This window comes from Lacinutrix sp. WUR7, from assembly GCF_016864015.1.
Classification (GTDB): domain Bacteria; phylum Bacteroidota; class Bacteroidia; order Flavobacteriales; family Flavobacteriaceae; genus Oceanihabitans.
The window spans coordinates 241,583-266,699 of the sequence record NZ_CP045067.1 but is presented as its reverse complement, the minus strand read 5'-3'; the positions used below and the strand labels follow the sequence as shown (position 1 = coordinate 266,699).

Genomic DNA, 25,117 nt, shown 5'->3' with positions numbered 1-25,117 from the left:
GTGTAGATACGTTTTTTTAGTTTCAAACGGCAATATAAAACAGGCTAGAAACGAAACGTTACGGTTTTCCGTAAGTGTGAATTAATGGTATAAAAAAACCACCAAAAGAGGTGGTTTTTTAGATTGTTAAAAGGTGTTTTATACTGCTTATTTTTTCATGAATTTAAAAGAATTTCCTTCTTCTAGTTTTAAAACATAGAAGCCATTCGCTAGGTTTTTGATGTCTAACTTTTGGTTTTCAGAAATAAAACCACTTTTCACTTCTTGACCTAAAGTATTATAGATAGTGTAGTCTTCGGTTTTTGTTAGTCTATTAATTTGAATATAATCTGTAGCAGGATTTGGAAACAATGTAACTTTATGGTTTTGCGTAAAATTATCTGTAGATAAAACAGCTGCATTTAGAATAGTTACATCGTCAATTATTGTGAAATAATAATCTCCATCAAAAGTGAATTTTAGTCTACATTGTGATAAGTTAGCAACTCCTTGAGTCGAAGTTGCTGGTAATGCTAAAGTCAAAAATCCTTCTAAATAAGGAGATGCTTGTGATGTAGTATAAGCAACCGAAGTTCCCCAAGTCGTTCCATCATCAGAAGAAAAGGAAAAAGTGAATTCCGAAGCAATAAAATTTCGATATTGGGAATAAAATTTCACAGCTAGAGGTACATCTGTATTTCCTGTTAAATTTATTCTTGGCGAAATCAGTTCTCCTTTATGTCCAGATGGTGATGTGCCCGTACCGAATGCGCTAGGTGTACCACCATTGTCCATAAAGTCAGAATCAAAAATAGCGATACCATTAGCCTGTGATGGCGCGTTTGTTGGCGTGGGTGCAGAATATGCACCTTGAGAATAGCCAAGTGTATTTCTTGTCCAATAAGCTGCTCCAGGTGTTACGGCGCCATCGGTATCATTTATAGAAAGTGCTGTCCAAGTGGAGTTAGAATAATTTCCTGCAGTTCCAGTTTCTATAAAGTCATTTTGAAATTCAGCATTCGCGACATCTACAGAAGCGTCTACTCCCCAATAATTTTGAGCATGTATATTTGACGTTAATGTGATAAATAATAAAATAAATACGTAATTTTTTTTCATGTTTTACCTGTTTTTTTAGTTCGTTATTAGGAATAATAGGTGTTTGGTAAACCTATGTTTTTTTTTCACAAAAAAATCAGGTATAATTACGTGATTTTGGGTTAATAGGAACATAAACGAATAGAAAAACCACCAAAAGAGGTGGTTTAATATGTATGCGAAAGGGAACTTATTTTTCTTGACTTTCTTTTCGTGTTTGTTTAAAATAAAATACTAGTTTTACATAAATTAAAAATTAAAAATCATGAAAAAAATTTACATTTTATTTATTCTTTTAGCACAAGTGACTTATGGTCAAATAAGTATTGGGCAAGAAAGTACCTTTAGTACAGATAATAATTTTGAAGGTTGGGATAATTTAAATACATCGTTTACTCCTGTTTCTGTAGCTGGTGGGTTTTTGACAGCAGGTGGATCACCATCTATACTTCCAGGAACGTTACCTCCTAATAGATTAATTATTGACAATATAACTTGGGGAGGAAATTATACTAGCGTAGGTGTTGGTGGTATTAGATTTGAAGCAAGGAATTTGTCTGGTGAAGATATGGATTTAGCAATTCTTTTATTTGATAACGGAACAGGAACAAACATCACAATAGCGGAGTCTGGAAGTGTTACGGTGCCTGCTTCTGCAACCAATTTTGAAACGTATACTATTTCATTATTACCCACACAACTAACCGTGGATGGTCCAAAGAGTCTTGATGATTTACTTATAGATGTATTAGGGCTTTCTATTACTCGAATAGACGATAATGGTGATGGTACAGAAAGTCTAGATTTTGATAATATTAAAGTGCTTTCTGTTGCAGAATTATCTCTAGAAAGTTATTTATATAATGATTCTTCTGTTCACGTGTTTGTGAATGCTGGAACTTTAAATGTTACATCTTCTAATAGTACTATAAAAACGGTTCGTATTTATAATATTACTGGTAAATTAATTAGTGAATCATTAGGAAACAAAGCGAATGTTAGTGTCTTAAGTAATGGTGTTTATATTGCTGTTATTCAGGACGTCAACAATCACGTAATTTCTAGAAAGTTTATAAAATAAAATTGCTAAGAACTTACTGAAAATAATGTTTTAGGTTAGTACTAATGTCATTTTAAAGAGTGTGTATAGCGCACTGTTTAAAATGACATTATTTGTTTAAGAATAGTAACTTCATCTTTGATTCGGAAAGAACTAAACGAAATCTAAACATTCGTTATGTGGGTTGTGTGCGTTACCGTTTCTTGTGCTTTAGCAGCATATCGTTTATCTATTTCAAGCGGTTTCCAAAGTGTCTTATTAAATAAAGGAGAGGTCTCTTTTTTTTTATTAGTCATTACATGGCTGTTATTGCAAAAATAAACAGGAGCCTGCGCATTTAAACTGCCCGGTTTTTAATCGTTTTAGTTGCATCTAAATCCTTTAGTTCTGACATGTGTAAATCCATTAAAATAAAATCCTACGTTTCCTTTTTAGCATATTCCTCAGCTAAAATACCATTCGCAACATGTTTTGTGGCAAGGCCCATTTATTAAGAATCTCTTCGGCTAAAAGAACCGTTTTGCTTGAACAAAAACGCTAATACATTATTTTAATTTAAAACGCATTACTACAGGCAAGTGGTCTGATGCTTGTTCAAACTGGTTGAGTACTTTTCCATCTACATAATGGATGGTGTTTTTGCTGTAAAAAATATAGTCGATACGTACGTCTGGTTTTTCGGAGTTAAATGTGAAAGCATAATCACTATTTGTAAATGCTGCATTTCCAATACTGTTATTTTGTAATATGTTTTGAATCACTGCATTTTCGTCATTGGCATCACTATTAAAATCTCCTAATAAAATGGTAGGATTTGTAGCTGCATAACTATTAAATAAATCCATAACTGTATGAAACTGGTTTACCCGTGTTTGTTTATCAAAAGCTTCTAAATGTACATTGATAATAACCACTTCTTTATTTTCTATTTGCACTTTTACTACTTGGGCTAAACGATCTATATAAAAAGCATCGCGATAAAACGGACTCGTTTTTACACGTTCTAAAACCATTCTCTCTTGGCTATTTATTTGGTATTTACTTAGTATAGATTGCCCAGAAATTACTTTGCCAAAGTGCATAGTAGGTGGCCAATACGGAAAAGGAACATAGGTTTCGTCCCAGTTTACAGCTTCGGCTTCATAGGTATAACCTAAGCTTGCTATTTCGTTATGCTGATTAATGTGATACGATCTGGATGCATCATAATCAATTTCTTGAAAAGCAATAATATCTGGATTTACTATTTTAAATTCTTGTAATACCTTTTTTAAATTAGCATCAAATAATGTTTTGGGTTTCTCCACAGCAAGATTATTGGTCATACCACTTAAATAGCCAATGTTATAGGTGATTATGCTGTAAATAGAATCGGTATCCGTAATAGAACTAAAATCGTTGACTTCTAGTTTTTGGTATTGGCTTTCTGGTAATGTAGCTGCAGAAGCCCAAAAGAAAAAAATCCCAGAGCATAAGGATAGTATTCCTAGAGATATGAGTGTTATTTTAATTCCTTTTTTCATGTTTTCTTTCCGTGAAAACGGAAATATTTTAATTTGTAATCTTTCTCTTTTTTGAAAATAATCTAATTTAAAGACTTTGCTTTTTCAAATTCCTAAAAGTAACAATCATTCATTTTATGTTAAAAAATGCAATTGTTTTAGGTAAAGATACGTATTCTGTAGAAGGAATCGCCTTTTGCTTAAGTCGTTTCCCTTTTTAAGGATTAATATTTAAACGAAGTCTAGACGTTTGGTAATTGGATGATTTGATTTTGTTTCTTCTGCCAAAGCATTATAAAGCTTATCAATATTTAGAGGCTTCCACAATACTTTATTAAATAATTGATAGGTCTCATTGTTTTCACTAGTCATCACATCTGCTGTTATAGCAAAAACAGGAGTCTGCACATTTAAACTGCCTGTTTTTTTAATCATTCTAGTTGCATCTAGACCATTTAGTTCTGGCATGTGTAAATCCATTAAAATGAAATCATACTTTTTCTTTTCTGCAAGAGAAACAGCTTCTAAACCATTAACAGCATGTGCTGTAGTAATTCCCCATTTAGAAAGAATCTTTTTAATTAAAACCGCATTCATTAACGTGTCTTCTGCTAAAAGAACGGTTTTGTTTGTTAACTGAGGATAAATTGTTTTTTCTTTAATTAATACCTTGGCAGATTTTTCTAGTTTAAGAGTAAAATGAAAGTCGGAACCTTCTTGAACCTTACTTTTTACTTCTATGTTACTATCATGAAGTTCGACTAGTTTTTTAACAATAGCTAATCCTAAACCAGTTCCGCCTTGTTCTCTTGTCATTACAGGTTTTATTTGCGAAAAGCTTAAGAATATTTTTGAAATATCTTGTTTAGAAATTCCTTCTCCCGAATCTTTTATACTTACTTGTATGGTATCGAATTTAGGATCTTCTTCTACTAGTTTTAAATTAAAAGATACTTGGCCTTTTTCGGTGAATTTTATAGCATTTCCTATAAGATTACTAAGTATTTGAGATAATTTGGTTTGGTCTAAAAGATAATTCCTGTCTTTTGGAATGGTATTATTTAAAACTAAACCTAGCCCCTTTGTTTTTGCAACGTTAAGATGTAAGTCAATAATTTTATTAGATAGTTCATAAAGATTGGTACTATCTATCTCTAAAGTGGTTTTTTTAGAATCTAGCTTCGTGAAATCCAGCACATTATTAACAATGTTAATTAGATTGTCGGATGCAAATTGTAAACTTTTAATAAGCGATTTGTTTTCATCCTTTACTTGGTCATCTAGAATAGATATTATAGTGGTTATAGCATTTAAAGGCGTTCTAATCTCGTGACTCATCACCGATAAAAAATCTTGTTTTAATTTTACGTCTTCTAGTTCGTCTTGATTCTTTTTTTCGATGACTCTTTGACGTTCATTTTGCAATAAAGCCTCACTTTCTAACACATTCATTTTATTGATTAAGTTATAGTTTTCCATAACTTGTTGTGTTTGTGTGTTCATTATAGCCTCTTTTTCTTTGAGGTATAATTCTAAATATTTAAAAGATTTGGAGATGTTGTCTTTATCTTTATAAATACGATATAACAAATGATAACCTTTAATTCTGGCCATTAAAATGTTGTAAGCTTCAGCTAATTGAAGCCCTTTTTTTACTGCTTTTTTTGCTTTTTTTAATTGATTAGATTGGAAGTGTAATTTGCCTAATTTATTGTAAGCCATGCAGGCTCCCATGATTTCAGCCACTTTACTGTGATAGTCTATAGCGTTTGAAAAGTCTATTTCGGCATTTTTTAAATCCCCAAGTTTAAGGTGAATTTTACCGCGACCATAAACAGCAAAGGCAAGCCCTCTGGTGTCTCCCGTTTGCTTTTTTAATACGATAGAATGCTCTATCATTTTCATGGCAACACTAGGTTTCTGTCTTTTTAATAATAGTCCAGATAGGTTGTTAAATACATTAGATTCTAAATTTAGATTCCCAATTTTTCTGGCATTTAGTATTGCACACTTGTACGCAGAAAAAGCGTTTGCAGGATCTCCAATATATTCATAAACCGTTCCTATAGCTTTTTCTACTTTAGATTGGCTTTCAAAATCATCAAATTTCTTATAGATACGAAGGGCTTCTTTTAAATAGATTAAGCCTTCGTGATAGTTATCTGTTTTGTAATGAACACTCCCAATATTGTATTTAGCATCTGCAATACCACGTTCATCTTGTAAAGATTTAAAACAAATAATGGCTTCTTCTGAATATTGATTGGACTTTTTGTAGTCACAAGTAATCATATAATAGAGAGAAAGCTGGTTTAAACTTTTTCCTATTAAGGATTCATTATCTATTTTTTTACTTAGATAAAGTGCTTTTTTAGCTAAAGCAATACTCTCGGGTAGGTTGGAGGTACGCCCAGAATAGGCGTTGTTTAGAAGTGTATTTACTTCTTTAATTTGTTGTAGGTTGTTGATAGTCATTGGGTAACTAGCTTTCAGTTTGCAAAACTAGTAAAAAATTAATAATTAGTGGTGTTAAGGTTCTTAAAGTTTTCTTAAGTATTTAAATTATTGATTTCCAGGTTTTTACGTGTATTTTGTTCTGTTTTATAAAGTTTTTAAAATGAATTAATAGAATTAAAAAACCACTTCTTTTTAGAAGTGGTCTTTTAATAGAAAATATTTACTCCATGGTAATCACTAAATCATCTTGTTTTACCATGCTTCCTTCTTTTAAAGTTACCGATTTAATTTTACCAGACTTAAATGCATTTACTGTCGTTTCCATTTTCATGGCTTCAATAACAAAAAGCGCATCGTTTTCTTTTACTTCTTGTCCTTTTTTAACCAGTATTTTATAAAGAGATCCTTGTAAAGGTGCTCCAATTTGATTGGTGTTTGCAGGATCTATTTTTGCGTTTTGTTCAATTTTAATGTTTAAAGACGTGTCTAAAACATCGACAAATCTGTTCTCTCCATTTACTTTAAAGAAAACGGTTCGCATTCCTTCGTCATTAGGAATACTAATAGAAAGAAGTTTTATTATAACGGTTTTTCCTGGCTCTAATTCGATTAATATTTCTTCGCCAAGCTGCATACCATAAAAGAAATTCTTTGTAGGTACCAACGCGATGTTTCCGTAGCTTTTATAATTTTCATGTGCTTGTTCAAACACTTTAGGGTACAAGGTGTAGGATAAGAAATCTTCTTCTTCTATAGCTCTTGTAAATCCTTTTTGAAACTTCTTTTTAAAGGCTGCATATTCTATGGTAAAATCTATAGGTTCTAAATGCGCATTTGGTCGGTCGGTATAGGCTGTCTTATTTTTAAGTATAATTTTTTGAAGCTTTTTAGGAAAGCCTCCAACCGGCTGACCAAGATCTCCTTTAAAGAAATTAATTACCGATTCTGGAAAAGAAATTTCTTCGCCTCGCGTCATGATATCTTCCGGAGTAAAATTATTGGTTACCATAAAAATAGCCATATCACCAACTACTTTAGAGCTAGGTGTTACTTTTATTAAATTACCAAACATGGCATTTACTTCGCCATACATTTTTTTAACTTCATCAAAACGGTCTCCTAAACCTAAAGCGGTTGCTTGCGGACGTAAATTAGAATATTGTCCGCCAGGGATCTCATGTTTAAATACTTCTGCAGTTCCTGCTTTTAAACCAGACTCAAAAGGATAATACATTTCGCGAGTGTCTTCCCAGAAATTAGAAAACTGATTTAAACTAGACATCTCAAAATCATGTGCACGATCTTGGTATTTCATCATTTCTACCACGGCATTAAAATTAGGTTGCGAGGTTAAACCAGACAAACCACCAAGTGCCACATCTACAACATCCACTCCAGCTTCAATAGCTTTTAAATAAGTTGCTGTTTGTAAGGAAGAAGTGTCATGCGTATGTAAATGAATAGGAACATTTACGGTGTCTTTTAAAGCCGAAACCAACTCGGTTGCTGCATACGGTTTTAATAAACCGGCCATATCTTTAATAGCAATCATGTGTGCACCAGCATTTTCTAAATCTTTTGCTAGTTGAGTATAGTATTTAAGATTGTATTTGGTTTGTGTGGTATCTAAAATATCTCCAGTATAACTAATGGCTGCTTCTGCAATACCACCCGTTTTATTACGAACATAGTTAATACTAGGTTCCATGGCTTTTACCCAGTTTAGGGAATCGAAAATTCTAAAAATATCGACACCATTTTCCCAAGATTTCTCGACAAATTTCTCGATTAGGTTATCTGGATACGCTTTATAACCAACGGCATTAGAACCGCGTAATAGCATTTGGAATAATATATTTGGAACCGCTTTACGTAATTCGCGTAGGCGTGTCCAAGGACTTTCATGTAAAAAGCGAAGGCAAACATCAAAAGTTGCTCCTCCCCAAACTTCCATACTAAAGGTATTCGGATGATTTTTCGCAAAACTTTCAGCAACTTTAAGCATGTCAAAACTTCGCATTCTGGTTGCAAGTAGCGATTGATGCGCATCTCGCATCGTGGTATCTGTATAATGTATTTTCTTATCTTCTTTTAACCATTGGCAAAAGGCTTCGGGACCAAGTTCGGTTAGTAAATCCTTCGTTCCTTTTGGATACGGAGCAGAGCCACTAAATTTTGGTGCTTTTGCATTTCGGAATATTTTACTGTCGTCTTTGAATTTTACATCTGAGTTTCCATTGACGCTAACTTCGGCTAAAAATTTCACCACTTTAGAAGTTCTGTCTTGTGGTAGTTTTATTTTAAATAAACTAGGCGTATTTTGAATAAAGTTTACGGTGACTTTTCCGTTTAAAAAATCTTCATGCTGAATCACATTTTGTAAAAAATGAATATTAGTTTTCACACCACGAATACGAAACTCTTTTAATGCGCGAACCATTTTACGTGTTGCGCCATCTAAACTTCTACCATGCGCAGAAACTTTTACCAGCATAGAATCGAAAAACGGACTTACTTGATAGCCTTGGTAAATACTACCAGCATCTAAACGAATTCCCATTCCGGATGCACTTCTATACGTCGTTACATTACCATAATCTGGAGTAAAATTATTTTCAGGATCTTCTGTAGTTAATCTACATTGTAGCGCAAAACCATAGGTAGCAATGCTATCTTGGTCGTACATTTTTATTTGCTCGTCCGATAATTTATAACCACCAGCAATAAATATTTGTGTTTTTACCAGGTCAAAACCAGTAACCATTTCGGTAACCGTATGTTCTACTTGAATTCTTGGGTTTACTTCAATAAAGAAAATATTATCTTCTTGATCTACCAAAAATTCTACCGTACCAATATTGTTGTAATTGACTTCGGAAGTAATAGCAATGGCATATTTGTATAAATCTTGTTTTACTTTATCGGAAACATTAAAAGAAGGTGCAATTTCTACTACTTTTTGATGACGTCTCTGTACCGAGCAATCTCTTTCATATAGATGACGAATATTACCATGTCTATCTGCTACAATTTGTACTTCTATATGCTTCGGGTTTTCTACATATTTTTCTAAAAACATAGTACCATCACCAAATGCATTTAATGCTTCGTTACTAGCAGAAACAAAATGCTGTTCTAAATCTTCGGTATTTCTAATAATTCGCATACCACGACCTCCACCACCAGAAGCAGCTTTTAGCATTAAAGGATAACCAATAGTCTTGGCTTCGGAAATTGCAATTTTTAGCGAGCTTAGTTTTTTCTTGTTACTTTCAATAATAGGAACATTACATTTTACCGCTATTTTTTTCGCTGTAATTTTATCTCCTAATGCATCCATAACTTCTGGATCTGGACCAATAAAAATAATACCGTTTTCGGCACACCTTCTTGCAAATTCGGAGTTTTCAGATAAAAAACCATAACCAGGATGAATAGCGTCTACATGCTTCGCTTTTGCTAAGTCTATAATCGCTTCAATATCTAAATATGGTTTTAAAGGTTGATTATCTTCGCCTATTTGATACGACTCGTCGGCTTTATTTCTATGTTGCGAGTATCTATCTTCATAGGTGTAAACAGCAACTGTAGCAATATTTAACTCGGTACAAGCACGAAGTACTCGAATCGCAATTTCGCCTCTATTGGCAACAAGAACTTTTTTAATTTTCATTATATGGTGGTAATTATAGTTGTGTTATTTTAAAATGTATGGATTTCCGGTTTGGTAATTTCTAATCACAAAATCTAAAGCAGCTTTTAGTAATTCGCCCATGTTTTTTGCGCGTTTAAATCGCACATCGCCTGTTAAAGTAAATAAGCCTGTTTTTAATTCCTGAACTTTTTCAGGATTAGAAATATTGTCTTTTTTCATGCATTGTATTAAAAGCTTTAAACGTTTTTGTTCACTCTTTGCACGTTTTGCTAAAAGAGAACGCTCTTCGTTTTTATATTGCTCTATCGACTCTTTCGCTAAAAGCTCTAAACTCATTTTTACAAACGGATTGTTTTCTTTTAAAAACTGCGGTTTATACACTTTAACATTCCCTTCATAACTCTGCTGATCAAAATCGACAGCACGAATACGGTATTGTTTTCTATCAAAATCGTAACTAATTACAATAACATAGTTGTACGAACGCATATCTCCTAATAGCCTAACAAAACAACGTTCATTGAACTTAACAAACTCTTTTGCTAATTCTCTTTTATCTTGTTCTGAAATGGTATCTAAATGCTCTTTTATGTAAATGTCGCCAGGGATTCCCGAAATATGTTCCTCTATTAAAGTGTCTTTATGGACTAAAAAGTTAATGTGATTTGGCGATAAGATATCTTCCAATTCTAATCCGTAAATACGCGATGCATCAGCCTTTTTTATGTAAAGAAAAAGATAGTTGTCGTTTAATATATTTCTAACTTTTATACGGAAAGGTTTACTGTTTCCAAAGGTGCAAAAATCGATACTATCAATATTTAAATAGGGTATAATCGTGTCGCTTCCATCAGAATGTAAGATGGAATACATTTGCTTTAAGCTACGATGTATTTCTTCCCGTTCATGTTCGGAATAGTAACAGCTAATCCATAAGGTGTCATTTCCTTCCGCATCAAAAACTTCTATAGCACCTTGAAACCTTAATAAATCATCATAATAAATAGGGATTTTTATGTTCCTACCTTGCTTGGTAAGATATTTCGATAACGCTTCTGTTATTGGAAACGCTGGCTTTTTCTTAGAAATTAACTTTTTGTTCATGGTAATTTGGTAAAGGCTATAAGGTAATTGTTAATTCTGAAAAATACAATGCGTGCATAGTATTTTTTTAAACAAAAAGGTAACTATGTTTAATGGAATTCCATTGCATGCATAGGATATATTTACGTTGTTTTTGTATGATGTAAAGTACAAAATCTGAAACGTAAAATCCACGATTAGTAATTACATTTTAGCAGAAATTGATTTTAAGTAAAAGAATGGTTTGTATGTTTAAAATAATTTTACCTTTGCATTATAATTATGAAAAACAATAACTTAAATATTATTTGTAAGAAGCACGCGAGGTTTAATCTCGAAGGCTAGAACGTATATATTAATAAATATTTAAAAGCGTTCTATTTTTATAGAACGCTTTTTTTTATACCTAGTAGTAAAATGAATTTTTTAAATCTGATTTCCATTAATGCCAATAAGAATGCACGTATTTATATGTGTAATAAGGTGTTTATTGTCCAATATCAGAGCTTTTAAAATTAGTTAGAACTTAAATTTTTAATCCCTTTGATTCATTATAAATCAAAGGGATTTTTTTATACCCAGTATTATGAAAAAAAGAATCGCATTATTATTAAAAAACGAGCAACTACTTACCGAACTTAAAAGCTATACCCATGTTATGCTTGGTTCTTTTGTAATGTCTGTAGCCTATGTAATATTTATTATACCTCACAATATTGTGCCAGGCGGAATTTTAGGTTTGAGTATTGTTATTAATCAGCTTACAGGAATGTCTATTGGTTTGGTAGCGCTACTTATTAATATTCCTTTGTTGCTTTGGGGAACAAAAGTACTTGGTAGAAAAACGGGAATTAAAACTGCTTTTTCGATGGTTTTAGTTTCTTTTTATATCGATGTTTTTTCACAGTTTTCAGAAAATAAAATCTTTGTAGAAGATGTTTTATTGTCTTCTGTATTTGGAGGTGTTATCGTTGGGTTCTCTGTTTTTATGGTAATGAAAGCTGGAGCAACAACGGGAGGAAATGATATCTTGGTTAGAATTTTGGCTACCAAAATAAAGCTTCCGTATAGCAAACTTATTTTAATGGTAGATGGAGTTGTTATTTTCTTCGGAATTCTAGTTTTTGAAGATTTTACCATGGCAGCATATAGTATTGCAGCAATTATAGCAATTAGTAAAACGATTGCTTATTATATAAAACAATCTACAACACATATGACGGTGTTTGTGTTTTCTAAAAAGAACTTACGTATTCAAGAAGCTTTTTTAAAACATAAAGATTATACCAAAACCATCTTTAAATTGATTCATCACGACTCTCAAGGAAAACTGATTTTAATTACTAAAAACACCAAACAACTAGAAGCTATTAAAGCAGTGGTTTATAAAGTAGATGCAGAAGCAGATATTAGTGTTTTAGAATCGAATACAGAATCTATTTAAAACAAATAGAGAGGTAAATAGGAAAGTAATTAGAGAAATGAAATCACTTTTTAATAGAAGTGGTTTTACTTTTCTTTATTTAAAACCTCTTTTACTGCTTGTCTATATTTTACAGGATTGCCAGCTTTTTTAATGGCTTTGTATGTTTTTTGCGGATTGGAAAACGATTGTGAAAAGAATTCCCAAAAACCAAGCATCTTCATTTTTATTGGCGTAGGACCAGAAAGGTATTCGTCATATTGTTGGTAAATGGTATCGTGAAATTCGGAAAAAATTTCCCATCTATTTTTAGGATATTCTGTCGTGTTATTTTTAATCATGCTTGGTAAAAAAGGATCTGCAATTAAACCACGACCAATCATAAAATGATCAATACTAGGAAAACGAGCTTCCATTTTCTTAAAAGCAGCAACACTGGTAATGTCTCCGTTGTAATATAACTTGTGTTTAGTACTCGTTATACATTTTTCAAAAGCATCTAAATCTACAGGACCTTTATACAACTGCTTGCCAATTCGGGCATGAATGGCAATATTTTTAAGCGGATATTTATCTAGAATAGGGAAGGTGTCTAAAATTTCTTCGGCATGATCATAACCCATTCTCATTTTCATGGAAACGGTAATATCGGTTTCGTTGTGTGCTCTTTTTAAAATGGCATCAATCTTTGTCGGATTGCAAATTAAGCCCGAACCCATTCCCGATTTGGTAACCATTGGGTACGGACAACCTAAATTCCAGTTGAGTTCTTTGTAGCCTAAACTTTGCACGTATTTTACAACAAACAAAAATTCGTCGGCATCATTAGTCATGACTTGCGGGATCACCTCTAAAGTGGTGTTGTTTTCCGGTTGTAAATCTAATTGGTAGGATTGCTTGATTTTTAATTTGCCGTTTAATCTAATATAAGGCGCGTAAAAAGTGTCGATGCCTCCAAAATAATGATGAAACGCATTACGAAACCTAAAGTCTGTAAAGCCTTGTAATGGCGAAGAAAGTAATGTTGTACTCATAGTTTATGCTTGCCGCAAATATAAGCGATTAGTTTTTGTTTTATAGGTGTGTTTTAAAGTTTCGTTGCATGTGTTTGTAAAGGATTCGTTGGTTGTGTTTTTGTTTTTAACGAAGTGACTTGTAATTGTTTGTAAGGGATTTAGTGTTGCGTTATTACTAGCCTTTCCTTGTCAATCTGACATTTGTTTAAATGAAAAAATGACAATTATTCTGAAAATCTGACAGAAATATTCCAGATTGTAAGAAGTTTTTTGCATAGTAATAGGAAGTATTCATTTTGGTATTTTATTTGTAATTATACTATCGAAATCGTAGTATTTCAAATTTGAAAAAATGTTTAATTTAAATTTTTTAATTATGAGCAATTTAGTTAATGTTCCTAAAAACGGAAGTTTAGCAAACACAAATTCAAATGCAAACTTCCCAACATTGTCCAATTGGTTAGAGGATATCTTTAATAGAGACCTACCATCTGTATTTACTTCCAATTTTAATACAGGAATTACTTTACCAAAAGTAAATATCAAAGAAACAGCCGATGCCTTTATGGTAGAAATGGCAGTTCCGGGTCTTAAAAAGTCGGATTTCCATCTCGACCTCGACAATCAAGTTTTATCCATTTCTACAGAGACCAAGGAAGAAAATGAAACTAAAGAAGAAAATTTTACACGTAGAGAGTTTGGCTACTCTTCGTTTAAAAGAACCTTTACTTTGCCCGAAAGTGTAGATGATGAAAAAATTGATGCGAACTACAAAGACGGTATTTTAAGTATTTTTTTACCCAAAAAAGAAGAAGCCAAACAAAAGCCTGCCAGAAGCATTAAAGTTTCATAATTGCATTCCTGAAATTTAGAGTGAAATGTTAAGAATGAGGCTGTTTTTTAGCCTCATTCTTATTCATTAATTTTTAATTATTAAAAAGAATACGGTTATGCCAAGAAAATTTAAACCTGGAGATTGGGTGAAAGTTAAAGGCAAACTTTCCGCTCCAAAAATGCAAGTAATCAAATATGTTTCAAAAAGAGATTGGATTTTTGGTTTGGTTAATAATGATTCTTATTTGGAATGTGTTTGGTATAAAAGTGGGGAACGAAAATTAAAAGTATACCACCAAAATAAATTGATTAAAGTGGCAGAAACTGGTGGTTTATTCCAAACATTTTTGATGCCTCCTAATTTAAGTTTAACTTAAAATCTAAAGTGATGAAAAAGTATTTGTTATTGTTTATGGTTGGATTATTAAGTGTTAGTTGTAGCGGACAAAATCAGGAAACAGAGAAAAAGGAAGAAAAGCTAGTAGAACAACCAAAAGGTTCATGGAAAGTGGATAAAGAGTTTGATGAAAATGGAAATTTAATTAGATATGATAGTATTTATTCTTGGTCTTCTAGTAATAAGTTCGACAACCTCTCTTTGTCAGAACGGGATAGCCTAACGGAATCTTTTAAATCCAAGTTTTTTAGAAACTTTTCGGAATTTGAAAATCAAGGGTTTGAATCTGTTTTCTCACCAGATTCCCTTTTTAGCAAACGTTTCTTTAATGATGATTTTTTCGAAAGTGATTTTGGTTCAGATTTTATGGATATCGATAAAATAAGACAGCAAATGATTACTAGACAAAAGAAATTTTTAGAGAAATACCAATCTAAATTAATCCAGTCGGAAGACGAAAACTAAATAGTTTTCGTCTTTTTTTTATTTTTTTATTTTTTAAGGATTAAACCTTTCTAAATTTTAATAGTCTTTATACCATACTATAAATTTTAAAATCTAACTTTTAACAAAAATGAAATATTTAATAATCGCACTCTTAACACTTTTAAGTTTTAATTCTTTTGCATCCAATAAAAAAAGTTTTCCAGCAGATACTACGCAAATAAGCAATGAAAACGTTTTGTATAAAGTTTCACAAGACGGCAATTATGTGCACCTTAATATAAGTACGACCGATAAAAAGACTGCAATGTCAATAATTAGAAATGGTCTTACCATTTATTATGACATTAAGGGAAAGAAAAAAAAGAATGTCTACGTTAAATATCCAACGGGTGACCAGCCAAAACAATTTGTACAAGGTTCACGAAATATGGATCCAAATACTATAGACTTAAATAGTATGATTGAAAAATTACCTGCAGAGGCAGCGTATAGTTCTTTTGAAGAAAGTCAAGTGTTTAATAAAGATTTAAATACTTTAGATATTGCGATAGAAACGAGCTACACAAACTTAAATCAATTATTTGAATTTTCCATTAAAATTCCAAAATATAGAATAGATCCCAAAGAAAATGGTGATTTTTCTAAATTATCGATAGGTGTTGTTACTAATAAAAAAGAAGGATCTAATAGTAAAGATAGAGGTCAAGGTCAAGACCAAGGAATGCGAAGTGGTGGCGGTGGTCGAGGAAATGGTGGTGGCCGTGGTGGAAATGGCGGAGGACGTGGCGGAATGCGAGGCCAAGACGCACAAGGGCCTAGTGCAGGAGCAGAAAAAGCAACTGTAGATTTTTGGTTTGATGCGAACTAAACACATAGGTATTCTAAAGGTGTTATGATTTACGCACTTTTGTTAATTATATCGGCTAATAACCGAAGTTAAATTACTTTTTTGATAGCTATAAGTAATAAAAAAAACCACCTCGAAAGGTGGTTTTTTGTTTCCGCGAAAGCGATAAAAAATAATAATTTCTATTCATGAGATTCCTGCCTTCGCAGGAATTTGTTACTTAATCATTTCGTAACTACGTTTAATAAAATTAGTTAACTCTTCTCCTTTTAATAAGCCTTGAGAAAGTCTCGCTAAATCTAAACTTTGCGTAATTAAACGTTCTTGTTTCTTTTTCGTTTTGGTGTTTAAAATTTCGTTCACCAATTCAGAATTTACATTAACAATAAGGTTGTGCATTTCTGGCATACTACCAAACATTTGCATTCCGCCTCCACCAGTTTGCTGCATCTCTTTCATTCTACGCATAAACTCTGGTTGTGTAATCATAAATGGCGTAGCATCGCTATCCATTGCTTCTAATTGCACCATGAATTTTTCAGAAGGAATAGTTTTTTTCAATAACTCCTCTAAAGTTTTCTTTTCGTCTTCACTTAATTTAGAAATAGTAGTGTCTTCTTTCTTGATTAAATTATCAATATGATCACCATCTACACGAGCAAAAGAAATGTTTTCTTTCGAGCTTTCTAATTTCTGAATTAAATGCGAAACGATAGGCGAGTCTAGCATTAATACTTCGTAACCTTTCGCTTTTGCAGCTTCAATATAACTGTGTTGCTCGTCTTTGTTAGAAGCATAAAGAAGTACTAATTTGCCATCTTTATCTGTTTGATTTTCTTTTGTTTTGTTGAATAACTCTTCATATGTATAGAATTTTCCATCTACTGTAGGATATAATGCAAATGCATCTGCTTTTTCAAAGAATTTATCTTCGGAAAGCATTCCGTATTCAATTACAATTTTAATATCATCCCATTTTGCTTCAAAATCTTCACGATTGCTGTTAAACAATGATTTTAATTTATCTGCAACTTTTCTAGTAATGTAAGACGAAATCTTTTTTACTGCACCATCTGCTTGTAAGTAAGAACGCGATACGTTTAATGGAATATCTGGCGAATCAATTACACCACGTAGCATCGTTAAAAATTCTGGTACAATACCTTCTACATTATCGGTTACAAAAACCTGGTTTTGGTATAATTGAATTTTATCTTTTTGAACGTTTAAATCGTTCGTCATCTTTGGGAAATATAAGATTCCTGTAAGATTAAAAGGATAGTCTACATTTAAGTGAATATGAAATAATGGATCTTCAAATTGCGAAGGGTATAATTCGCGATAAAATTCGGTATATGCTGCGTCATCTAAATCTGCAGGTTGTTTTGTCCAAGCTGGATTTGGATTATTGATAATGTTATCTACGATTGCTTTTTCTGGTTTTGCGCCTTCTGGTGCATCTTCTGGTAAAGCAACTTCAATTTCTTTTGTTCCAAATTTAATTGGAATAGGCATAAACTTATTATACTTATAAAGTAAAGTGCTAATTCTAGCTTCTTCTAAAAACTCTGTAGAGTCTTCTGCAATATGTAGTATGATTTCTGTACCTCTATCTTGTTTGTCAGATTCTGTTAAAGTGAATTCTGGGGATCCATCACAAGTCCAATGTGCTGCAACGCTTCCTTCTTTATGCGATTTAGTAATTAGTTCTACTTTTTCTGCTACCATAAAGGCAGAGTAAAAACCTAACCCGAAATGACCAATAATTCCAGAATCTTTTGCTGCATCTTTATAATTGTCTAAAAATTCTTCCGCTCCTGAAAAAGCAATTTGGTTAATGTATTTTTCAACCTCTTCTGCAGTCATTCCTATTCCTTGATCGATAATATGAAGTTTTTTTCCTTCCTTATCAATTTTCACTTCAATGATTGGATTACCATATTCTGCTTTAGATTCTCCAATACTTGTTAAGTGTTTCAGTTTTAAAGTTGCATCCGTACCATTACTAATTAGCTCACGTAAAAATATTTCGTGATCACTATATAAGAACTTCTTGATTAATGGGAAAATGTTTTCTACTGAAACATTAATATTTCCTTTTGCCATAATGAATTATATTTTTTTTATTTCCGCGAAAGCGAAAATCTGGTTATTTTTTGTCACTTCGAGTGCTTTAAGCTTTGCGTGAAGTGTATCGAGAAGTTCTCGGTATTTCCGAAAAAGCCGCAACTCTAACTGACTAATTATTATTAATTTGCTTTCCATGATATAGGCAACAAAAATGCCAATACTTTAAAAGTGACAAACTGACATCATGAAATAAAACTTTAAAACCAGAAATAAGGAATAATATTTCTAATTTTATAAAAAATGAATCTATAGTGAATTTAGAATATGATTATGTAATTATAGGAAGTGGCTTTGGAGGATCGGTAAGCGCTTTACGACTTTCTGAAAAAGGCTATAAAGTATTGGTTATAGAAAAAGGAAAATGGTTTAAGGATAACGACTTCCCAAAAACCAATTGGCATTTAAAAAAATGGCTTTGGGAACCTAAAGCTAGTCTTCATGGTATATTTAAAATGACCTTTTTAAATCATGTAACAGTGCTTTCTGGTGTTGGTGTTGGAGGAGGTTCATTAGTATATGCGAATACCTTGCCGATACCAAAGAAAGAGTTTTTTAATACAGGTAGTTGGGCAAATTTAAAGGATTGGGAAAAGGATTTAAAACCCTTTTATGATACCGCACATAAAATGTTGGGAGCAGCTACCAATCCAAAATTATACGAATCGGATTTATTAATTAAAGACCTTGCCAAAGATATTGGTAAAGAAGCACATTTTGAAGCTACAAAAGTTGCTGTGTATTTTGGAAAAGCTGGGAAAAAAGTAGCAGATCCTTACTTTAATGGTAATGGTCCAGATAGAACAGGTTGTGTGTTTTGTGGTGCCTGCATGACAGGTTGTAGGTACAATGCGAAAAATACATTAGATAAAAATTATTTGCATTTAGCACAACAATTGGGTGCTAAAATTATTGCAGAAAAAGAAGTTTTTAATGTTTCGACTTTAGGAAATAAAGATGGTTCTGATGGGTATAAAGTAGATTTTAAATCGAGTATTGGAAAAAAAAGTAAAGCAAGTGTAACTACCAAAGGAGTGATTTTTTCTGGAGGTGTTATGGGAACCGTTCCTTTATTATTAAAACTGAAAGCATCTACCTTACCAAATTTATCAGACGCGGTTGGAAAAAATATTAGAACCAATAACGAGTCTTTATTATTGATTACTTCTACAGATAAAAAACCGAAAGATTTTTCTAAAGGAATTGCTATTGGTTCTATCTTGCATACCGATGAAAATAGCCATTTGGAACCCGTTCGTTATGGAGAAGGTTCTGGTTTTTCTAAAATGTTAACAATTCCAACTATTCATAATAAATTTGCGATTTTTCGATTACTCGGAATTATAGGATTGTTTTTTAAACAGCCTTCCCGATTTTTTAAAACCATCCTTTCCAAAAACTATGCAAAACGAACGACCATTCTTTTGTTTATGCAAACCTTAGATAGTACACTACAGATTAAATTAGGAAAGTTTACCAAAATGAAAACCGTTAAAGAATCTGGTCCAAAACCAAGTGCTTTTATTCCTGAAGCTATGGAAATAGGAAAAAAGGTAGCCAAAAAAGTAAACGGGATTCCCTACGCTAATTTTACAGATTCTTTATTAGGATCGCCAACCACTGCGCATATTTTGGGAGGCGCTGTTATGGCAGAAAATGCATCCAAAGGAGTGATTGATAAACACAATAATGTTTTTGGTTATATAAATATGTTGGTTTGTGATGGGGCGATGATTTCGGCAAATCCTGGTGTAAATCCGTCCTTGTCTATTACCGCAATTTCAGAACATGCTATGCGTAAAATAAAAGCTAAAGGTTAAAGAATGATTAGCTAGCATGGATGACTTCGTAAAAAGACTATTCTATAGTTTGTAAGAAAATTTTCACTATTACAATCTGTTTTTGTTAAATTCATATTATAGATTAATTATTATGAGAATACTACTTTTAATGTTTAAATTGCGGCACCTTATATTGTTATATTAACAATACAGTTGGGTTTAGATTTTTAATTAATAGCACTATGTATAATTCTAAAATAATAGGACTTGGTCACTACGTTCCTGATAATGTAGTTACAAACGATGATTTGTCTAAAATGATGGACACTGACGATGCTTGGATTCAAGAACGAACAGGAATAAAAGAAAGGCGTTGGGTAAAACCAGGATCTGGTGAAACTACTTCATCTATGGGAGTGAAAGCTGCTAAAATAGCTATAGAACGAGCTGGAATAGATAAAGATGATATCGATTTTATTGTATTTGCAACTTTAAGTCCGGATATGTATTTTCCTGGTCCAGGAGTGCAAGTGCAACATGCATTAGATATAAAAACCGTAGGGGCTTTAGATGTAAGAAATCAATGTTCCGGATTTGTATATGCAATATCTGTTGCAGATAATTTTATTAAAACAGGAATGTACAAAAATATTCTTGTCATTGGAAGTGAATTGCATTCGCATGGTTTAGATAAAACAACAAGAGGAAGAGGTGTTTCTGTAATATTTGGTGATGGAGCAGGAGCAGTGGTTTTAACAAGAGAAGAAGATGCTAATAAAGGTATTTTATCTACACATCTACATAGTCAAGGAGAACACGCAGAAGAATTAGTACTTGTTGCACCAGGAATGGGAAAACGTTGGGTTACTGATATTTTAGCAGATAATGATCCTAACGATGAAAGTTATTACCCGCACATGAATGGACAATTTGTATTTAAAAATGCAGTGGTTCGTTTTAGCGAAGTGATTATGGAAGGTTTAGAGAAAAACGGATTAGCCAAAGAAGACATAGATATGTTAATTCCGCATCAAGCGAATTTACGTATCGCACAATTTATTCAGAGAAAATTTGGATTAGGTGATGATCAGGTATTTAATAATATTCAAAAATACGGAAACACAACGGCTGCATCTATCCCAATTGCTCTAACGGAAGCTTGGGAAGAAGGAAAAATAAAAGAAGGAGATACGGTAGTACTTGCTGCTTTTGGTAGTGGTTTTACTTGGGGAAGTGTAATTATAAAATGGTAAAATTCCTGCGAAATCTGGAATCTCATATAGAATCCAATAAAAAATAATTTAGGTCTTCATTGGAAGTCATAAAAAAAATCCGAAAACTTAGCAATTTCGGATTTTTTCTTATTGTTATTTCATATATAACAATAACTTCAATTAATATATTCTATTAAAAGGACTAATTCAAACATAATATAATAGTTGGTAGTTGTTTGAGTTAAACGGAACATATTTTCTTTTATTGTGTTGATTTTCAAGTTTTAACGAATTTTAACACTTCTTGTAAGAAAAAACAAAAACCCAAAGCAATGACACTTTGGGTTTTCTTAATTTAATAACCAAACATTAACACTAACCATCAACTATTATGAAGGTTATTAAATTTTGTTTTTATAACAATCTTCTTCTTATAATAAAGGTTGTTAGTTTCTATTACTATAGACGACTATTTTTACGTCTTGTTACTGCTTTTAGCACTACTTAACAAAATTTAACATTTTGAAATAAGATTATATGAATAAGAAAACCTTAGTATTTGGAGCTTCCTTAAAACCAAATCGATACTCTAATATGGCATTACGAAAACTGGTGAACTACAAGCATGAAACTGTTGCGTTTGGTATGAAAGCAGGTGAAGAAGCCGGAGTGATTATAGATAGCGTTTTAAAGCAATATGAAGGAATAGATACGGTGACTTTATATTTAAATCCTACACGACAAAAAGCGTATTACAACTATATCCTTTCTTTGAAACCCAAGCGTGTGATTTTTAATCCAGGAACCGAAAACCCAGAATTTTATGCTATTTTAAAAGAAAATAATATTGCTTTTGAAGAAGCTTGTACCTTGGTTTTACTTTCTACAAACCAATATTAATTGGGAGTTATTTTTTCTTAATAAGAAGTAATCCTAGAAAGGTTAAGAATCCATTTAAAATTAGAATAAAGAAACCAAATTCAAATCCAAACCACTTCAAACTATTCACACTTATTATATACGATAAGATAGGAGAAAGTATGGCTATAATTGGCACCAATTTATCTTTCACTTGCCATTTGGTAAATAGTCCAAAAGCATACAACCCTAAAAGAGGGCCATACGTATAACCAGCAAAAACAAAGAGTTTAGCAATAACACTTGCGTCTTTAATAAGATACTTAAAAGAAACAATTACAAGTATTAAAACGAAAGAGATTAGTATGTGAATACGTTTTCTTATTTGTACCTGTTTCTCCGGACTATGCTTCTTTTCAATATCTAAAATGTCAATACTAAAAGAAGTTGTTAAAGAGGTTAAAGCAGAATCTGCACTACTATATGCTGCAGCAATTAATCCTAATAAGAAAAACGCAAAAACACCAATGCCTAAGTGGTTTTTAGCTAGTAAAGGAAATAAATCATCTTTATGTGCATCAATACCATTCTGTTGTGCGTAAACTGTTAATAATAAGCCTAAACTTAAAAAGATAAAGTTTACAATAGTTAATACAATGGTGAACCAAAACATGTTTTTTTGTGCATCTTTCAATGTTTTGCAGGTTAGGTTTTTTTGCATCATATCTTGATCTAAACCAGTCATTACAATGGCTATAAATGCTCCAGAAATAAATTGTTTCCAAAAGTAGTTTCCAGATTTAAAATCGTCAAAAAAGAAAGTTTTACTCAAATCACTATCTAATACAAAACGTAGTACGTTGCTTCCGTTTAAATCTAATGCATCACTAACAAAATAAATCGCTACTCCAACGGCAACAAGCATAAATAAAGTTTGTAATGTATCTGTCCAAACAATCGTTTTTATTCCAGATTTAAAGGTGTACAGCCAAATTAGAAGTACCGTAATGGTAACGGTTTGCCAGAATTCTATGCCTAATTCATCAAACAAAATGATTTGTAAAACGTTAGCAACTAGAAATAATCTAAAACTTGCACCAATAACTCTAGAGATTATAAAAAAGGAAGCTCCAGTTTTATACGAATAATTACCAAAGCGTTCCTCTAAATAGGTATAAATAGAAGTTAGATTTAGTTTGTAATATAAAGGAAGTAAAACAGTACCAATTACAGCATAACCAACAATGTATCCTAAAACGACTTGCATATAACTAAATTGCGAGGCTTCAATCCAACCAGGAACCGAAATAAAGGTTACTCCAGAAAGTGATGCGCCAATCATACCAAAAGCAACTACATACCACGGAGACTGTTTGTTTCCTTTAAAAAAAGCATCGTTTCCAGATTTTTTTCCAGTTAAATATGAGATTAAAATAAGTACACCAAAATAGGCTGCAATGAGTAAAATGATTTGTGTAGCTGACATAAAATTTATTTAAAGGAGGCAAAATACAAATTACTTTAACAGATACTCAAACAAGTTGATAATAAATATTAAATTCGCAACCATGGAATTTTCTTCAAAATTATTAGAAAGCGCAGTAAACGAAATGTCACAATTACCAGGAATTGGTAAGCGTACGGCATTGCGTTTGGTTTTGCATTTGTTAAGACAGCCGGAGGAGCAAACTTTAAAACTGTCTAAAGCATTAGATAATATGCGTTCTAATATTAAATTTTGTAAATCTTGCAATAATATTAGTGATGTAGATTTGTGTGAAATATGTGCAAATCCGCATAGAAACCAAGAATTAATTTGTGTTGTAGAAGATGTAAAAGACGTCATGGCAATAGAAAACACAAGTTCTTTTAGAGGTTTGTATCATGTGTTAGGTGGAAAAATTTCCCCAATGGATGGTGTTGGTCCTCATGATTTAAACGTTACTTCATTAGTAGAAAAAGTAAAATTAGGAGAAGTAAAAGAACTTATTTTTGCATTAAGTTCTACTATGGAAGGAGATACCACTAACTTTTACATCTTTAAACAAATTCAAGATTATAACATTGTAACCTCTACCATTGCTCGCGGGATTTCGGTAGGAGATGAGCTAGAATATGCAGATGAAATCACACTTGGAAGAAGTATTATTAATAGAATTCCGTTTGAAGCTTCTTTAAAATCTTAATCTTTCTTATTTGAAATTATCTATAATCATATTAAATTATAATGTACGCTATTTTTTAGACCTATGTCTTCAAAGTGTACAAGCAGCTATTTCAGATATAGATGCCGAAATCATTGTGGTAGATAATAATTCACCAGATGATAGTTGTGAAATGGTCAAACAAAACCATCCACAAGTAAAACTTATTGAAAATAAAGAGAACTCCGGTTTTTCTACAGGAAATAATATTGGAGTAGCACAAGCAAAAGGGGAATATATCTGTATATTAAATCCGGATACTGTTGTTGCAGAAGATACTTTTACTAAAATTCTAAGCTTTGCAGAAAAACAAGAAAAGCTTGGTGCAATTGCCTGCCGATTAATAGATGGAAGCGGAAACTTTCTTCCGGAGAGTAAACGCAATGTTCCCGTTGTGAAAGTTGCTTTTCAAAAAATGATAGGAAACTCTAAAAACTATTACTCTAATCATTTAAAAGAAGACGAAGTAGGCGAAATAGATATTCTTGTTGGTGCATTTATGTTTCTGAAACGTAGTGTGTACAATGAGGTGAAAGGTTTTGATCAAGACTATTTTATGTACGGCGAAGATGTAGATTTAACGTATAAAATATTAAAAGCAGGATTTCAAAATTATTATTTTGGCGAAACTACAGTTATACATTATAAAGGAGAGAGTACATTAAAAGATGCAGAATATGCCAAGCGTTTTTATGGCGCTATGCAAATTTTTTACATCAAACATTTTAAAAGCAATTTGTTTTTTAATGCATTAGTTTGGTTTGGTATTGAGTTCGCAATCCGATTTAGAAAAGCGCCAGCAATAGAACCAAAAGTAGTAAATAATTATGCGGTTTTTGCTTGTGATTTAAATCCGAAAATAGCTTCAAAACTACCATTTAAAGCATATCAAATAAAAGATGTGAAAAATGTGAAACCAAATGCAGAAGTTATTTTTGATGCAAATACCATTAGTTATAAAGAGATTATTTCCCATATTGTTTATTTGCAAAAAAATAACACACATACTTTTAAAATTATTCCAAAAAACTCTAATTTTATCATTGGGAGTAATGACTCGCAAAACCGAGGAGAAATTCTTCATTTTTAATAAAAAGACACTTTGTAAAATTTTAATGAATATGGAAAGAAATCA

General features: G+C 32.1%; 20 protein-coding genes. 11 read left to right on the top strand and 9 right to left on the bottom strand.

The features are described 5' to 3' along the window. Positions 1 to 147: 147 nt before the first annotated feature. Positions 148 to 1,098 carry a T9SS type A sorting domain-containing protein gene (locus tag FG167_RS01170; protein ID WP_203459671.1) on the bottom strand — a complete coding sequence of 317 codons (951 nt, stop codon included), beginning with the start codon at positions 1,096 to 1,098 and terminating at the stop codon, positions 148 to 150. A gap of 244 nt (positions 1,099 to 1,342) precedes the next feature. On the opposite strand from FG167_RS01170, the gene FG167_RS01165 reads away from it, so the two are divergent. Further along, entirely contained in the window at positions 1,343 to 2,158 is an 816-nt protein-coding gene (locus tag FG167_RS01165) for a T9SS type A sorting domain-containing protein (RefSeq protein ID WP_203459670.1), read from the top strand. A gap of 143 nt (positions 2,159 to 2,301) precedes the next feature. Here FG167_RS01165 and FG167_RS17465 read toward each other — a convergent pair whose 3' ends face one another. From FG167_RS17465 to FG167_RS01145, 5 genes are all read right to left on the bottom strand, one after another. Further along, complete coding sequence (locus FG167_RS17465; RefSeq protein ID WP_255564144.1) at positions 2,302 to 2,433, bottom strand: hypothetical protein; 132 nt, start codon at positions 2,431 to 2,433, stop codon at positions 2,302 to 2,304. Between the two features lie 249 nt (positions 2,434 to 2,682). After that, entirely contained in the window at positions 2,683 to 3,660 is a 978-nt protein-coding gene (locus FG167_RS01160) for an endonuclease/exonuclease/phosphatase family protein (RefSeq protein WP_203459669.1), read from the bottom strand. Positions 3,661 to 3,870: 210 nt separating this feature from the next. Continuing rightward, complete coding sequence (locus tag FG167_RS01155) at positions 3,871 to 6,114, bottom strand: ATP-binding protein (RefSeq protein WP_203459668.1); 2,244 nt, start codon at positions 6,112 to 6,114, stop codon at positions 3,871 to 3,873. A gap of 202 nt (positions 6,115 to 6,316) precedes the next feature. Continuing rightward, entirely contained in the window at positions 6,317 to 9,769 is a 3,453-nt protein-coding gene (locus FG167_RS01150; RefSeq protein ID WP_203459667.1) for a pyruvate carboxylase, read from the bottom strand. Between the two features lie 24 nt (positions 9,770 to 9,793). Then, positions 9,794 to 10,855, bottom strand: a complete 1,062-nt coding sequence (locus FG167_RS01145; RefSeq protein ID WP_203459666.1) for a hypothetical protein — start codon at positions 10,853 to 10,855, stop codon at positions 9,794 to 9,796. A 565-nt stretch (positions 10,856 to 11,420) separates the two neighbouring features. On the opposite strand from FG167_RS01145, the gene FG167_RS01140 reads away from it, so the two are divergent. Then, positions 11,421 to 12,278 (top strand): YitT family protein, encoded by an 858-nt coding sequence (locus FG167_RS01140; protein WP_203459665.1) that lies wholly within the window; start codon positions 11,421 to 11,423, stop codon positions 12,276 to 12,278. Positions 12,279 to 12,343: 65 nt separating this feature from the next. Here FG167_RS01140 and FG167_RS01135 read toward each other — a convergent pair whose 3' ends face one another. After that, positions 12,344 to 13,291: a tRNA-dihydrouridine synthase gene (locus FG167_RS01135; RefSeq protein WP_203459664.1), complete on the bottom strand. Its 948-nt coding sequence runs from the start codon at positions 13,289 to 13,291 to the stop codon at positions 12,344 to 12,346. A gap of 358 nt (positions 13,292 to 13,649) precedes the next feature. Between FG167_RS01135 and FG167_RS01130 the strand changes: the two genes are divergently transcribed. The 4 genes from FG167_RS01130 (at position 13,650) to FG167_RS01115 (ending at position 15,819) form a co-directional block, all read left to right on the top strand. Then, positions 13,650 to 14,126, top strand: a complete 477-nt coding sequence (locus FG167_RS01130; RefSeq protein WP_203459663.1) for an Hsp20/alpha crystallin family protein — start codon at positions 13,650 to 13,652, stop codon at positions 14,124 to 14,126. Positions 14,127 to 14,223: 97 nt separating this feature from the next. Further along, positions 14,224 to 14,484: a hypothetical protein gene (locus FG167_RS01125; protein WP_203459662.1), complete on the top strand. Its 261-nt coding sequence runs from the start codon at positions 14,224 to 14,226 to the stop codon at positions 14,482 to 14,484. Positions 14,485 to 14,495: 11 nt separating this feature from the next. After that, on the top strand, positions 14,496 to 14,969 hold the full coding sequence (locus FG167_RS01120; RefSeq protein ID WP_203459661.1) for a hypothetical protein: 474 nt from the start codon (positions 14,496 to 14,498) through the stop codon (positions 14,967 to 14,969). 109 nt (positions 14,970 to 15,078) lie between these two features. Beyond that, positions 15,079 to 15,819, top strand: coding sequence for a hypothetical protein (locus FG167_RS01115; protein WP_203459660.1), 741 nt, complete (start codon positions 15,079 to 15,081; stop codon positions 15,817 to 15,819). A 195-nt stretch (positions 15,820 to 16,014) separates the two neighbouring features. Here the strand turns inward: FG167_RS01115 and htpG are convergent, their stop codons facing one another. Continuing rightward, positions 16,015 to 17,904: a molecular chaperone HtpG gene (gene htpG / locus FG167_RS01110; RefSeq protein WP_203459659.1), complete on the bottom strand. Its 1,890-nt coding sequence runs from the start codon at positions 17,902 to 17,904 to the stop codon at positions 16,015 to 16,017. Positions 17,905 to 18,179: 275 nt separating this feature from the next. Between htpG and FG167_RS01105 the strand changes: the two genes are divergently transcribed. The 3 genes from FG167_RS01105 to FG167_RS01095 all read left to right on the top strand — a co-directional run bounded on the left by FG167_RS01105 (position 18,180) and on the right by FG167_RS01095 (position 21,820). Further along, entirely contained in the window at positions 18,180 to 19,745 is a 1,566-nt protein-coding gene (locus tag FG167_RS01105; RefSeq protein WP_203459658.1) for a GMC oxidoreductase, read from the top strand. A 203-nt stretch (positions 19,746 to 19,948) separates the two neighbouring features. Further along, positions 19,949 to 20,959 (top strand): 3-oxoacyl-ACP synthase III family protein, encoded by a 1,011-nt coding sequence (locus FG167_RS01100; RefSeq protein ID WP_203459657.1) that lies wholly within the window; start codon positions 19,949 to 19,951, stop codon positions 20,957 to 20,959. Positions 20,960 to 21,457: 498 nt separating this feature from the next. Then, positions 21,458 to 21,820, top strand: a complete 363-nt coding sequence (locus tag FG167_RS01095) for a CoA-binding protein (protein ID WP_203459656.1) — start codon at positions 21,458 to 21,460, stop codon at positions 21,818 to 21,820. Between the two features lie 7 nt (positions 21,821 to 21,827). Here the strand turns inward: FG167_RS01095 and FG167_RS01090 are convergent, their stop codons facing one another. After that, the gene (locus tag FG167_RS01090; RefSeq protein ID WP_203459655.1) at positions 21,828 to 23,264 is read right to left on the bottom strand and encodes a sodium:solute symporter; all 1,437 of its coding nucleotides are present in this window, start codon (positions 23,262 to 23,264) and stop codon (positions 21,828 to 21,830) included. 82 nt (positions 23,265 to 23,346) lie between these two features. On the opposite strand from FG167_RS01090, the gene recR reads away from it, so the two are divergent. Next, a complete protein-coding gene (gene recR / locus FG167_RS01085) occupies positions 23,347 to 23,964 on the top strand; it encodes a recombination mediator RecR (protein ID WP_203459654.1) in 618 nt (205 codons plus the stop codon). 10 nt (positions 23,965 to 23,974) lie between these two features. After that, the gene (locus FG167_RS01080; protein WP_203459653.1) at positions 23,975 to 25,072 is read left to right on the top strand and encodes a glycosyltransferase family 2 protein; all 1,098 of its coding nucleotides are present in this window, start codon (positions 23,975 to 23,977) and stop codon (positions 25,070 to 25,072) included. The last annotated feature ends 45 nt before the right edge of the window (positions 25,073 to 25,117 follow it).

Excerpts from the sequence above, each read along its gene's own strand:
- FG167_RS01170 (WP_203459671.1), bottom strand. The coding sequence starts at position 1,098 with ATGAAAAAAAATTACGTATTTATTTTATTATTTATCACATTAACGTCA.
- FG167_RS01165 (WP_203459670.1), top strand. The coding sequence starts at position 1,343 with ATGAAAAAAATTTACATTTTATTTATTCTTTTAGCACAAGTGACTTAT.
- FG167_RS17465 (WP_255564144.1), bottom strand. The coding sequence starts at position 2,433 with ATGACTAATAAAAAAAAAGAGACCTCTCCTTTATTTAATAAGACACTT.
- FG167_RS01160 (WP_203459669.1), bottom strand. The coding sequence starts at position 3,660 with ATGAAAAAAGGAATTAAAATAACACTCATATCTCTAGGAATACTATCC.
- FG167_RS01155 (WP_203459668.1), bottom strand. The coding sequence starts at position 6,114 with ATGACTATCAACAACCTACAACAAATTAAAGAAGTAAATACACTTCTA.
- FG167_RS01150 (WP_203459667.1), bottom strand. The coding sequence starts at position 9,769 with ATGAAAATTAAAAAAGTTCTTGTTGCCAATAGAGGCGAAATTGCGATT.
- FG167_RS01145 (WP_203459666.1), bottom strand. The coding sequence starts at position 10,855 with ATGAACAAAAAGTTAATTTCTAAGAAAAAGCCAGCGTTTCCAATAACA.
- FG167_RS01140 (WP_203459665.1), top strand. The coding sequence starts at position 11,421 with ATGAAAAAAAGAATCGCATTATTATTAAAAAACGAGCAACTACTTACC.
- FG167_RS01135 (WP_203459664.1), bottom strand. The coding sequence starts at position 13,291 with ATGAGTACAACATTACTTTCTTCGCCATTACAAGGCTTTACAGACTTT.
- FG167_RS01130 (WP_203459663.1), top strand. The coding sequence starts at position 13,650 with ATGAGCAATTTAGTTAATGTTCCTAAAAACGGAAGTTTAGCAAACACA.
- FG167_RS01125 (WP_203459662.1), top strand. The coding sequence starts at position 14,224 with ATGCCAAGAAAATTTAAACCTGGAGATTGGGTGAAAGTTAAAGGCAAA.
- FG167_RS01120 (WP_203459661.1), top strand. The coding sequence starts at position 14,496 with ATGAAAAAGTATTTGTTATTGTTTATGGTTGGATTATTAAGTGTTAGT.
- FG167_RS01115 (WP_203459660.1), top strand. The coding sequence starts at position 15,079 with ATGAAATATTTAATAATCGCACTCTTAACACTTTTAAGTTTTAATTCT.
- htpG (WP_203459659.1), bottom strand. The coding sequence starts at position 17,904 with ATGGCAAAAGGAAATATTAATGTTTCAGTAGAAAACATTTTCCCATTA.
- FG167_RS01100 (WP_203459657.1), top strand. The coding sequence starts at position 19,949 with ATGTATAATTCTAAAATAATAGGACTTGGTCACTACGTTCCTGATAAT.
- FG167_RS01095 (WP_203459656.1), top strand. The coding sequence starts at position 21,458 with ATGAATAAGAAAACCTTAGTATTTGGAGCTTCCTTAAAACCAAATCGA.
- FG167_RS01090 (WP_203459655.1), bottom strand. The coding sequence starts at position 23,264 with ATGTCAGCTACACAAATCATTTTACTCATTGCAGCCTATTTTGGTGTA.
- recR (WP_203459654.1), top strand. The coding sequence starts at position 23,347 with ATGGAATTTTCTTCAAAATTATTAGAAAGCGCAGTAAACGAAATGTCA.